11 protein-coding genes are annotated in these 12590 nt (G+C 69.8%); all 11 read right to left on the reverse strand.

The window, feature by feature from the left end; genetic code table 11:
* Positions 1 to 432 precede the first annotated feature (432 nt).
* A complete protein-coding gene (locus tag QL987_RS11700; protein ID WP_111076311.1) occupies positions 433 to 1203 on the reverse strand; it encodes a fumarylacetoacetate hydrolase family protein in 771 nt (256 codons plus the stop codon).
* A gap of 9 nt (positions 1204 to 1212) precedes the next feature.
* On the reverse strand, positions 1213 to 2349 hold the full coding sequence (locus QL987_RS11705; protein WP_290157793.1) for a branched-chain amino acid aminotransferase: 1137 nt from the start codon (positions 2347 to 2349) through the stop codon (positions 1213 to 1215).
* Positions 2350 to 2363: 14 nt separating this feature from the next.
* The gene (locus QL987_RS11710; RefSeq protein ID WP_290157794.1) at positions 2364 to 3434 is read right to left on the reverse strand and encodes a 3-isopropylmalate dehydrogenase; all 1071 of its coding nucleotides are present in this window, start codon (positions 3432 to 3434) and stop codon (positions 2364 to 2366) included.
* Between the two features lie 9 nt (positions 3435 to 3443).
* Complete coding sequence (serA, locus tag QL987_RS11715) at positions 3444 to 5033, reverse strand: phosphoglycerate dehydrogenase (RefSeq protein ID WP_290157795.1); 1590 nt, start codon at positions 5031 to 5033, stop codon at positions 3444 to 3446.
* Between the two features lie 81 nt (positions 5034 to 5114).
* Entirely contained in the window at positions 5115 to 5498 is a 384-nt protein-coding gene (locus tag QL987_RS11720) for a hypothetical protein (RefSeq protein WP_253463474.1), read from the reverse strand.
* Positions 5495 to 5917, reverse strand: coding sequence for a hypothetical protein (locus tag QL987_RS11725; protein ID WP_111076316.1), 423 nt, complete (start codon positions 5915 to 5917; stop codon positions 5495 to 5497). Before QL987_RS11725 ends, QL987_RS11720 begins: the two co-directional genes overlap by 4 nt.
* Before the next feature lie 26 nt (positions 5918 to 5943).
* Complete coding sequence (locus tag QL987_RS11730; RefSeq protein ID WP_290157796.1) at positions 5944 to 7134, reverse strand: mannitol-1-phosphate 5-dehydrogenase; 1191 nt, start codon at positions 7132 to 7134, stop codon at positions 5944 to 5946.
* 207 nt (positions 7135 to 7341) lie between these two features.
* Entirely contained in the window at positions 7342 to 8367 is a 1026-nt protein-coding gene (ilvC, locus tag QL987_RS11735; RefSeq protein WP_111076318.1) for a ketol-acid reductoisomerase, read from the reverse strand.
* A gap of 45 nt (positions 8368 to 8412) precedes the next feature.
* Positions 8413 to 8913, reverse strand: a complete 501-nt coding sequence (gene ilvN / locus QL987_RS11740) for an acetolactate synthase small subunit (RefSeq protein ID WP_110904691.1) — start codon at positions 8911 to 8913, stop codon at positions 8413 to 8415.
* Positions 8910 to 10730 (reverse strand): acetolactate synthase large subunit, encoded by a 1821-nt coding sequence (locus QL987_RS11745; protein ID WP_111076319.1) that lies wholly within the window; start codon positions 10728 to 10730, stop codon positions 8910 to 8912. The genes ilvN and QL987_RS11745 overlap by 4 nt, the downstream gene beginning before the upstream one ends.
* Before the next feature lie 46 nt (positions 10731 to 10776).
* Positions 10777 to 12471 carry a dihydroxy-acid dehydratase gene (gene ilvD / locus QL987_RS11750; protein WP_111076320.1) on the reverse strand — a complete coding sequence of 565 codons (1695 nt, stop codon included), beginning with the start codon at positions 12469 to 12471 and terminating at the stop codon, positions 10777 to 10779.
* Positions 12472 to 12590 lie beyond the last annotated feature (119 nt).

Consider the following 12590-nt stretch of genomic DNA (forward strand, 5'->3'; position numbering starts at 1 on the left):
GGGCACGAGGTCAATAAAATTGGCATTGACAATGTGCACGCTGTTGAGTTCTCAAGGACCAGACGCACTCCCCACTCAACACCGAAATGGTGTCTCGCCAGAGAGGCTGTCGTTCTCGAACCCACCGGATGACCGACACGAGGTCGACATCTGATCGGTGGGCTGGTTGCTGGAGGCGGACCCCGTCCGGACTGCATCCCCCGGGTTGTGCACCCGGTGACCGTCTCGGCCGTTCCGTTCCGCTTCAGCGGCAACGAGTGATTACTTTACACACGGTCCGAGGGCCTGCCAACCGGGTGTCCGCCCCGGGCGTGTCGCCGCCCGGCCGCGACTCCGCTCCCCCGCCGGGACCGGCCCCGGGACGGACGGAGGCCCGACACCCGAGGGGTGCCGGGCCTCCAGGTCGGGAGCCGACGGTGCTGAGCGCGCCGGTCAGTGGCGGGCGATCACCGGGTTGCGCAGCGAACCGATGCCGGAGATCGTGACCTCCACCACCTCGCCGTCGCGGATCGCGCCGACACCGGCGGGGGTACCGGTGAGGATCACGTCACCGGGCAGCAGCGTCCAGATCGACGAGATGAACTCGATGAGTGTCGGGATGTCGTGCACCATCTCGTTCGTCGAAGCCGCCTGACGGAGGTCGCCGTCGACACGGGTCTCGATGCGGATGTCCGACGGGTCGATCTCGGTCTCGATGACCGGACCGAGCGGGCAGAAGGTGTCGAACCCCTTCGCGCGCGCCCACTGGCCGTCGCGGGCCTGCAGGTCACGGGCGGTCACGTCGTTCGCGATCGTGTAGCCGAGGATCACGCTGGCGAAGTCCTCCTTCGCCACGTTCTTCGCGAGCGAGCCGATCACGATGGCGAGCTCACCCTCGTGGTCCACCCGACCGATGTCCGCCGGCAGCCGGATCGGGTCCTCCGGTCCGATGACCGACGTGTTCGGCTTGAGGAACACCACCGGGTCGTCCGCGGTGTGCTCTTCCATCTCCGAGACGTGCTCGGCGTAGTTGAGGCCGACCCCGATGACCTTCGACCGCGGGATGACCGGGGCGAGCAGCTTCGCGTCCTTGAGGGACACCCGCTCCCCCGTCGTCTCGAAGCCCTGGTACATCGGGTCTCCGGCGAGCACCACCAGTGCGCGCTCGTCGAGGATGCCGTAACGGGGGTCCTCCCCCTCGGTGCTGAACCGTGCGATCTTCACGGGTCGACCCTACTCAGCACTCGGCGTCGGGTTCGTGAGCCGGACCATCCACCCGTGCGGGTCGGGACGGCGGCCGTACTGGATGTCGGTGAGCTCTTCGCGCAGGGACATCGTCAGTTCGCCGGCACCGGTGGTCGGTGAACCGATCGTGAAGCCGTCACCACGCAGTTCGGCGATCGGCGTCACCACGGCGGCGGTCCCACAGGCGAACGCCTCGGTGATCGTGCCGTCGGCGACCCCGTCACGCCACTCGGCGAGGGACACCGCACGACGCTCCACCCGGAGGCCCCGGTCGAGTGCCAACTGCAGGATCGAGTCGCGCGTGATGCCCTCGAGGATCGAGTCCGAGTCCGGGGTCACGAGCGTGCCGTCCGAGCGGACCAGGACGACGTTCATCCCGCCGAGTTCCTCGAGGTACTCGCCCGTCTCGGAGTCCAGGAACATCACCTGCTGGCAGCCGTGCTCGTACGCCTCCTGCTGCGGGAGCAGGGACGCCGCGTAGTTGCCGCCGGTCTTCGCAGCACCGGTGCCGCCGCGGGCAGCCCGGGCGTACTGCGTCGAGAGCCAGATCGACACCGGCTTCGGCCCCGAGGTGAAGTACGCCCCGGCCGGGCTCGCGATGCAGTGGTACTGCACGGCGTGGGCGGCGCGGACCCCGAGGAAGGCCTCGGTCGCGATCATGAAGGGGCGGAGGTACAGGCTGGTCTCCGGAGCGGACGGCACCCAGTCCTGGTCCGCGGTGACGAGCTGCCGGATGGACTCGACGAACACCGACTCCGGCAGCTCCGGCAGCGCCAGGCGGCGGGCCGACCGGGCGAACCGACGGGCGTTGGCGTCCGGCCGGAAGGACCAGATCGATCCGTCGGCGTGCCGGTAGGCCTTCATGCCCTCGAAGATCTCCTGCGCGTAGTGCAGGACGCTGGCGCTCGGGTCGAGGGAGAGCGGCCCGTACGGGTGGACCGAGGCGTCGTGCCAGCCGTCGTCGATCGTCCATTCGACCGAGGCCATGTGGTCGGTGAAGTGCTTGCCGAAGCCCGGGTCGGCGAGGATCTCCTCGCGCTCGGCGGCTGCGCGGCGCTCCGGGGACGGCGTCGTCGAGAAGTCGAGGGCGAAGGTGTCGGTGGTCTCGGTGGTGCTGTCGCTCATGCGGGTGACTCCTGTCAGGCCGTGGTGGTGCGTGCGGCGACCGCGGCCCCGGCGATGGCGTCGCCGATCTCGGCGGTCGACCGTCGGGTGGTGCCCCGGTCGGCGAGGTCGGCCTCCACCGCCCGGGTCACCGCTGCCGCCAGGTCCGCGCGACCGACGTGGTCGAGCAGCAGGGCGACGGAGAGGACCGCGGCGGTCGGGTCGGCCAGCTGCTGGCCGGCGATGTCCGGCGCGGACCCGTGGACCGGCTCGAACATGCTGGGGAAGGTGGCGTCCGGGTTCAGGTTGCCCGAGGCCGCGAGACCGATGCCGCCGCTGATCGCACCGGCCAGGTCGGTGATGATGTCGCCGAACAGGTTGTCGGTGACGATGACGTCGAAGCGGGACGGCTCGCGCACCATGTGGATCGTCACGGCGTCGACGTGCTGGTAGTCGACCGTCACGTCCGGGTACTCGACGGCGACCGCGGCGACCGTGCGCTGCCAGAGCGAACCGGCGTGGACCAGCACGTTGGTCTTGTGCACGAGGGTCAGGTGCTTCCGGGGGCGTCGCATCGCCAGGTCGAACGCGTACCGGACGACCCGCTCGACACCGTGGGCGGTGTTGATCGAGACCTCGGTGGCGATCTCGTGCGGGGTGTCGACCCGGATCGCACCGCCGTTGCCGACGTACGGGCCCTCGGTGCCCTCACGGACGACGACGAAGTCGACCTCGCCCGGGTCGGACAGCGGTGACTCGACCGCCGCGTGCACCTTCGTCGGTCGCAGGTTCACGTAGTGGTCGAACGCGAACCGGAGCTTCAGCAGCAGGCCGCGCTCGATGATGCCGCCGGCCAGCCGCGGGTCGCGGGGGTCACCACCGACGGCGCCGAGCAGGATCGCGTCGTGCTCGGCCAGGGCGGCCATGTCGTCCTCGGTGAGGACGTCGCCGGTCGCCAGGAAGCGCTCGGCCCCCAGCGAGAACGGGGTCTCCTGCACGTCGAGCTCGCCGTCGGCCACCGCGTGCAGGACCTTCAGCGCTTCGTCGACGACCTCGGGGCCGATGCCGTCGCCACGGATGACCGCCAACTTGAGCGTCTGCGACATGGGGGTCTCCTAGAGCGTGATGTCGATCTCACGCAGCGAGGCCGCGTCGATCGTGGAACGGACGTGCTCGAGGACGTCGTCCGGCACCGGCGAGTCGACGGTCAGCACGCTGAGCGCTTCGCCACCGGCCGACTGGCGGGCGATCTGCATGGCGGCGATGTTGATCCCCGCCTCGCCGAACTCCTTGCCGTACACCGCGACGATGCCCGGGCGGTCCGTGTAGGCCATCACGACGTGGTGCTTGTCGAGCGCCACCTCGACGTCGTAGCCGTTGATCTCGACGAGCTTCTCGACCTGCTTCGGGCCGGTGAGGGTGCCGGAGACGCTGATCGCCGGGCCGTCCGACTGTGCCCCGCGGATGGTGAGGAGGTTGCGGTACTCCGGGCTGTCGGCGTCCGTGATGAGGCGGACGGTGACCCCGCGCTGCTCCGCGATGAGCGGGGCGTTGACGTAGGAGACCTGGTCGCTGACGACGTCGGTGAAGACGCCCTTCAGCGCGGCGAGCTTGAGCACGCTGACGTCGTACGCCGCGAGCTCGCCGTGCACCTCGACGTCGATGCTCGTGACCGGCGAGGTCGCCATCGCCGTGAAGACCTGGCCGAGCTTCTCGACGAGCGGGATGCCCGGGCGGACGTAGGGGTCGATGACACCGCCGGCGACGTTGACCGCGTCCGGGACGAGTTCGCCGCCGAGGGCCAGCCGGACCGACTTCGCGACCGCGACGCCGGCCTTCTCCTGCGCTTCGTCGGTGGAGGCACCGAGGTGCGGGGTCACGACGACGTTCGGGAGCGACACGAGCGGCGAGTCCTTCGGCGGCTCCGACACGAAGACGTCGAGGCCGGCACCGGCGATGGTGTTCGAGGTGAGCGCACGGTGCAGCGCGTCCTCGTCGATCAGGCCACCGCGCGCGACGTTGACCACGAAGGCGGTCGGCTTCATCAGCGCGAACTGGTCGTCGGAGATCATGCCGACCGTCTCGGGCGTCTTCGGCATGTGGATCGTCGTGAAGTCCGCGCGGCGGAGCAGGTCCTCGAGCGAGACCAGCTCGACACCGAGCTGCTGGGCGCGCGCCGAGGTGACGTAGGGGTCGTACGCGATGACCGAGACGCCGAACGCCTGCAGGCGCTGGGTGATCAGCGCGCCGATGCGGCCGAGGCCGATGATGCCGACCGTCTTCTCGTAGAGCTCGACGCCGGTGTACGACGACCGCTTCCACGCGCCGGCCGCGAGCGACGCGTGCGCCGCCGGGATGTGCCGCGCGAGCGACAGGATGTGGCCCACGGTCAGCTCGGCCGCCGAGATGATGTTCGACGTCGGCGCGTTGACGACCATCACGCCGGCGGACGTCGCCGCCTTGATGTCGACGTTGTCCAGGCCGACACCGGCGCGGGCGATGACCTTGAGCTCGGGAGCCGCGGCGATCGCCTCCGCGTCGACCCTGGTGGCGGAGCGCACCAGGATCGCGTGCGCGTCGGACAGCGCGGCGAGCAGGGCTGGACGGTCAGTGCCGTCCACGTTCCTGATCTCGAAGTCGGGCCCGAGGGCGTCGACGGTGGCGGGCGAGAGTTCTTCGGCGATCAAGACGACCGGCTTCGACACGACTGCTGTTCCTCACACGAGACGGGTGGTGTACCACCACCCTATCGACGGCCGGACCCGGTTACGACGCCGGGAGGCAGGTCAGAGGTCGACGAGGCTCGGCACGTAGAGCTGCAGCGTGAGCCAGAGTGCCCCCGCACCGGCGAAGGCCACGACGAGCACCGCGACGGTCACGACGGCCGTGGACCGGCGGGTCACCCACACACCGACGGCGTACGCGAGCGGCGGGACCACCACGTCGAGGACCAGCCACACCCACGGCACCGGGCGCTTCAGCGACGCGCCACCGGCCGAGCCGACGAACTCGTTGAACTTCTGCAGCTTGTCCGTGATCACCACGAGGTTGCCGACGCTCTGCGCCGTCATGTAGGCGAACAGCACCGCGAAGACCACCCAGACGACGATGCGCCCGACCAGCGACCGCGCGGAAGTGGCCCCGGCGGCGGGACGCTCGACGGCGGTCACCCGAAGCTCCGCGTCAGCAGGAACGGCCACGGGAAGAGCACCACCGCGCCGAGCAGCATCCAGAGCAGCCGGGTGCGGGTGGAGCGCGTGCGGGCGACCCAGATCACGACGGCGAACCAGAGCGCCGGCGCGACGATCGCCAGGAAGCGGAGCAGCGTGACGAACCCGGACAGGACCGCGTCGGTCGTCATCAGGTAGCTCGTCGAAGCGGTCAGCAGCCAGGCGACCGTGTAGAGCAGGTACAGCCCGCCGAAGACCCCGAACCCGATCAGGGCACCGGACGTCTCGGGCGCGTCGGGGTCGCGGGTGTCGCGTTCCTTGACGGCGATCGGGTTGTGGGCGGCGTCGACGTGGGTCGCGTCGTCCGCGTCGCCCCACGACAGGGCGGCGTCGTCGTCCGGTTCGCGGGTCTCGGTCATGCCGTCGATCCTACGAGGGTCGCGGCTCATGCCTGGGCGGGCTGGGTCTCGAGCACCCCGGCGACGACGTCACGGACGGCCGGGAACAGCGGGTGTCCCTCCATGAGCCCGGTCAGGATCTCGGTGAGGGCGTGCGCAGTGGCCCCGGAGCGGAGCAGCGCGTGCAGCTCGATCGACTCCGGGTCGTCCTGGTCGTCGAACTCGAGCGCGACCCGGACGGCGCCGATCAGGTGGTCGACGGGCAGACCGCGTTCGGCGAGCTGCGCGGCGGGGCCGATGAACCGTTCGCGACGGCCGAGCTTCCGGAGCGGGTTGCGACCGACCCGACGGGTCGTGTCGGGCAGCAGGGGGTTGGCGATGCGGGTGAGGTTCGCCGCGACGTACCGGGCGTGTTCCGCCGGGTCGAACCCGTGCTTCGCGACGAGCAGCGCGGTGGTCTCCGCGAGCACGCCGTCGACCTCCGCCCGCACGTCGGGGTCCTGGAGGCCCTCCCGGATGAGCCGGATCCCCCGGACCCACCCGTGGTAGGCGGCCGCCCCGTGGGCCGTGTTCACCGTGTAGAGCTTGCGCTCGACGAACGGCTGCAGGTCGTCGACCCAGGTCACGCCGTCGATGACGGGAGGCTCCGAGCCGGTCCCGGCGAACGGCGTGCGTTCGATGACCCACTCGTAGAAGGGCTCGAGGACGACGTCGAGGCCCCCGGACTGCCCGAGCACCCCGGACTGGTCCGGGACGATGCGGTCGATCGCACAGTTCGCGAACACCGCGGCGATGTCGCGGTCCTCGAGGATCGGCGCGCGGCGGATGCTGGCGTGCAGGGAGTCCGTGGCGTTGAACGCGTTCTCGCAGGCGACGATCGTGACGTCGCCGCGGTCCAGCGGGCGTGCCGCGAGCCCCTCGGCGATGAGCGGGGCCACGAGGGGCAGGGTGCGCGCCCCGACCGCCGTGGTGACGACGTCGGCGTCGGCGATCGCCTGCACGACGCGTTCCCGGTCGGTCTTGCTGTTCAGCGCACGGAACCCGGCCACGAGGTGCTCGACCGGCATCTCGCCGACCTCGTGCACCACGAAGCGCCCGGCTTCGTTCAGGGCCGAGACCACGCGCTCGTCGACGTCGACGAAGGTGAGGTCGTAGCCGCTCGACACGAGGAACTGGCCCACGAACCCACGCCCGATCTTGCCGGCGCCGATGTGGACCGCTCGTCTCGTCACCGCCATCAGACGATCATCCCACGACGATCGGTGCACCCACGCCACCCCGTGGACGGGCCGGTGGGGTCGACGACGACGCGCGTCGCCGCGCTGCGCGGACGCCGTCGGGAGACGTCCGTGTGGTGGAGGAGCTGCTGCATGGTGTCCGGGTCACATCGAGAGGCGGCGGTGCAGTGCACCGCCGCCTCGCGGGTCGAGCTTGTCTCAGGCAGCCTACCGCGCGGCCGAACCGTCGACGTAGTCCGAGTCGCCCTGCTTCCACGCGAAGAGCTTGCGGAGCTCACGGCCGGTCGCCTCGACCGGGTGACCCTCGCCCTTCTCGCGGAGGGCGGTGAACTCCGGCGCGCCGGCGTCCTGGTCCTCGATGAAGCGCTTCGCGAAGGCACCGTTCTGGATGTCCGCGAGGACGGCCTTCATGTTCTCCTTGACCTCGGGCGAGATCACGCGCGGGCCGGAGACGTAGTCGCCGAACTCGGCCGTGTCGGAGATCGACCAGCGCTGCTTGGTGAGGCCGCCCTCCCAGATCAGGTCGACGATGAGCTTGAGCTCGTGCAGGACCTCGAAGTAGGCGATCTGCGGCTGGTAGCCGGCCTCGACCAGGGTCTCGAAGCCGTACTGGATGAGCTGGGAGGTACCACCGCAGAGGACGGCCTGCTCACCGAACAGGTCGGTCTCGGTCTCCTCGGTGAAGGTCGTCTTGATGCCGCCGGAGCGGAGACCGCCGATGGCCTTCGAGTACGACCAGGCGAGGTCCCACGCGCTGCCGGAGGCGTCGACCTCGACCGCGACGATGACGGGGACGCCACGGCCGGCTTCGTACTCGCGACGGACCGTGTGGCCCGGGCCCTTCGGGGCGACGAGCGACACGTCGACGCCCTCGGGGGCCTCGATGTAGCCGAAGCGGATGTTGAAGCCGTGGCCGAAGACGAGGGTCGCGCCCTGCTTGAGGTTCGGGGCGATGTCGTCCTTGTAGACGATGCGCTGGACCTGGTCCGGCGCGAGGATGACGACGACGTCGGCCCACTTGGTGGCCTCGGCGGGCGTGTGGACCTCGAAGCCGGCCTCTTCGGCCTTCTGGCGGCTCTTCGAGCCCTCCTTGAGGCCGATCTTGACCTCGACGCCGGAGTCGCGGAGGTTCAGGGCGTGGGCGTGGCCCTGCGAGCCGTAGCCGATGACGGCGACCTTCTTGCCCTGGATGAGGCTCAGGTCGGCGTCAGCGTCGTACACGATGTCAGTCACGGTGCGTGGTCTCCTTGGTTGTGGGGTGTCTGGGGCGGCCGGTGCTCAGCGCACTCGGTCGGTGATGCTCTTCGGTCCACGGCCCATGCCCAGGAGCCCGGCGCGCGCCAGCTCCTTGATGCCGTAGGGCTCGAGCACGCGCAGGATCGCCTGGATCTTGCCGGGATCACCGGTCACCTCGACGACGAGCGAGTCGGTGGCGACGTCGACGACCTGCGCCCGGAAGAGCGTCACGGCGTCGAGCACCGCGGACCGGGTCTGGTTGTCGACCCGCACCTTGACGAGCATGTGTTCGCGCTGCACCGACTGGGGGAAGTCGAGCTCCACGATCTTGATGACGTTGACGAGCTTGTTGAGCTGCTTCGTCACCTGCTCGAGCGGGAGGTCCTCGACGTCGACCACCACGGTGATGCGGCTCAGGCCGTCCACCTCGGTGTTGCCGACGGCCAGGGACTCGATGTTGAAGCCGCGACGGGCGAAGAGCCCGGCGACACGGGTCAGCAGACCCGGCTTGTCCTCGACCAGGAGGGACAGGACGTGGCTCATGCGGGCTCCCCCGTCATGTCGGCGTCCTCGTCGTCCCACGTCGGGGCGAGGTCGCGGGCGTACTGGATGGACGAGTTGCCGATCCCCTGCGGGACCATCGGCCAGACCATCGAGTCGCGGCTGACCACGAAGTCGATGACGACCGGGCGGTCGTTGGTGTCGAGCGCGAGCTGGATCGCCGCGTCGACCTCCTCCGGCTTCTCGACCCGGATCCCGAGCGCACCGTAGGCGTCGGCGAGCTTCACGAAGTCCGGGACCCGACGGGTGCCGTGGCCGGTCTGCAGGTCGGTGAACGAGTGGCGGCCGTCGTAGAACAGCGTCTGCCACTGGCGCACCATGCCGAGCGACGAGTTGTTGATGATCGCGACCTTGATCGGGATGTCGTTGATGACGCAGGTCGCGAGTTCCTGGTTGGTCATCTGGAAGCAGCCGTCACCGTCGATGGCCCAGACGACGCGGTCGGGCTGGGCCACCTTGGCGCCCATCGCGGCCGGGACCGAGTAGCCCATCGTGCCGGCGCCGCCGGAGTTGAGCCAGGCGTTCGGACGCTCGTACTGGATGAACTGCGCCGACCACATCTGGTGCTGGCCGACGCCCGAGGCGAAGACGCCCTCCGGTCCGGTCATCTCGCCGATGCGCTTGATGATCGCCTGCGGGGCGAGCAGCCCGTCGGTCGGCTCGGTGTACCCGAGCGGGAAGTCCTCGAGCAGCTGGTTGAGGTGCGCCCACCAGTCGGCCGTGGAGGCCCGCTGGTCGACCGGCACGTCGGCCCACGCCGCCACCAGGTCGACGAGCACCTCTTTCGCGTCGCCGACGATCGGGACGTCGGCGTAGCGGATCTTCGAGATCTCGGCCGGGTCGATGTCGACGTGCACGACCTTGGCGTCCGGGGCGAAGTCGTCGACCTTGCCGGTCACGCGGTCGTCGAAGCGGGCGCCGAGCGCGATGATGAGGTCGCTCTCCTGCAGCCCGAGGACCGCGGGCACCGTGCCGTGCATGCCGGGCATGCCGAGGTGCTGCGCGTGCGAGTCGGGGAAGGCACCGCGGGCCATCAGCGTCGTGACGACCGGGGCGCCGGTGGCCTCGGCGAACGCCAGGAGCTCGGCGGAGGCGCCGGAGCGGATCACGCCGCCGCCGACGTAGAGCACCGGGCGCGACGACTCGGCGAGGAGCTGCGCCGCCGCGGTGATCTGCTTGCCGTGCGCCTTCGTCACCGGGCGGTAGCCCGGCAGGTCGAGCTTCGGCGGCCAGATGTACGGCGCCGACTTCTGCTGGGCGTCCTTCGTGATGTCCACCAGCACCGGGCCGGGTCGTCCGGTCGTCGCGATGAGGTGCGCCGCCGCGAGGGTCGCCGGGACGTCCTCGGGCTTCGTGACCAGGAAGGAGTGCTTCGTGATCGGCATCGTGATGCCGACGATGTCGGCTTCCTGGAACGCGTCGGTGCCCATCAGCGTCGAGAACACCTGGCCGGTGATCGCGATGAACGGCACCGAGTCCATGTAGGCGTCGGCGATGGCGGTGACGAGGTTCGTCGCGCCGGGACCGGACGTGGCGATCGCGACACCGACCTTGCCGGACGAGGACGCGTAGCCCTCGGCGGCGTGACCGGCGCCCTGCTCGTGACGGACCAGGATGTGGCGGATCGTCGTCGACGCCATGAGCTCGTCGTAGAACGGGATGATCGCGCCGCCGGGCAGACCGAAGACGTCGGTGATCCCGAGGTGCTCGAGCGTGCGGAGGACGGCGCCCGAGCCGGTCAGGACCTCGGGCGATCGACGGGCTCCGGCAGCGGAGCGCGGTGTGGCTTCCGTGGGCATGAAGGGTTCCTTGCCTGGAGGGATGGCGATGGTGCGGGTGTCGACGTCAGCCCGTGACCGCGCCGAGGGCAGCGGACTGGACGAGCTTGGCGTACTTCGCGAGGACTCCGCGGGTGTAGCGCGGGGGCAGCGGGGCCCAGCCGTCACGGCGGGCTTCCAACTCGGCGGGGTCGACCAGTAGGTCGAGCGAGCGAGCGGGGATGTCGACACGGATGCGGTCGCCATCGCGCACGAACGCCACTGGACCTGCGTCCACGGCTTCCGGTGCGATGTGGCCGATGCAGAGGCCGGTTGTGCCGCCTGAGAATCGACCGTCGGTCAAGAGTAGTACATCCTTGCCGAGGCCCGCGCCCTTGATGGCTGCGGTGATGGCCAGCATCTCGCGCATGCCCGGGCCGCCCTTGGGGCCCTCGTAGCGGATGACGATGACGTCGCCCTTCTGGATGCGTCCCTCGGTGAGGGCGTCCATCGCGGCACGCTCACGGTCGAACACCCGGGCCGGGCCCTCGAACACGTCGGCGTCGAAGCCGGCGGTCTTCACGACGGCGCCCTCGGGAGCGAACGAGCCCTGCAGGATCGTCAGGCCACCGGTGGCGTGGATCGGGTTGTCGATCTTCCGGAAGACCTCGCCGTCGAGCTCCGGCGGGTCGATCTCGGCCAGGTTCTCGGCGACGGTCTTGCCGGTCACGGTCATGCACTCGCCGTGCAGCAGGCCCGCGTCGAGCAGCGCCTTCATGACCACCGGGATGCCACCCTGCTGGTCGATGTCCTTCATCACGAAGCGTCCGAAGGGCTTCATGTCGGCCAGGTGCGGGACCTTCGAGCCGATGCGGTTGAAGTCGTCGAGGGACAGTTCGACCTCGGCCTCGTGCGCGATCGCGAGCAGGTGCAGCACCGCGTTCGTCGAGCCACCGAGCGCCATGAGCACGGTGATCGCGTTCTCGAACGCCTCGCGCGTCAGGACGTCGCGGGCGGTCAGGCCCAGGCGGAGCATGTTCACGACGGCTTCGCCGGACCGGTGCGCGTAGTAGTCGCGGCGACGGTCGGCGCTGGGCGGCGCGGCGGACCCGGGCAGCGACATGCCCAGCGCCTCGGCCAGGCTCGCCATGGTGTTCGCGGTGTACATCCCGCCACAGGCACCTTCGCCGGGGACGATCGCACACTCGATCTTCTTGAGCTCGGCCTCGCTCATGGTGCCGGCCTTGCAGGCGCCGACGCCCTCGAAGGAGTCGATGATCGTGACTTCCTTCATCGAGCCGTCGGCCTGCTTCACGTAGCCCGGCATGACCGAGCCCGCGTACAGGAAGACGCTCGCCAGGTCGAGGCGCGCGGCGGCCATCAGCATGCCGGGGAGCGACTTGTCGCAGCCGGCGAGCAGGACCGTGCCGTCGAGGCGCTCGGCGTTCACGACGGTCTCGACGCTGTCCGCGATGACCTCACGCGAGACGAGGGAGAAGTGCATGCCCTCGTGGCCCATCGAGATGCCGTCGGACACCGAGATGGTGCCGAACTGCAGCGGGTAGCCGCCGCCGCCGTGCACGCCTTCCTTGGCGCCCTGGGCGAGTCGGTCGAGGGACAGGTTGCAGGGGGTGATCTCGTTCCAGGACGAGGCGATGCCGATCTGCGGCTTCTCCCAGTCCTCGTCGCCCATCCCGACGGCCCGCAGCATGCCACGCGAAGTGGTTGCTTCGATCCCGTCGGTGACGACCCTGCTGCGCGGCTTCACGTCGATGTCAGGCATGTCCAGAGTCTAGGACCGTTTGGGATACCAATGGCGCAACACCATGCGTCCGCATGCTGTTCTGCCTGATGATCCTCCGAGATACCGGTCGCACGGACCGGCCCGACAGGAGGCCCGTG

This window comes from Curtobacterium sp. APC 4022 (assembly GCF_030407555.1).
Classification (GTDB): domain Bacteria; phylum Actinomycetota; class Actinomycetes; order Actinomycetales; family Microbacteriaceae; genus Curtobacterium.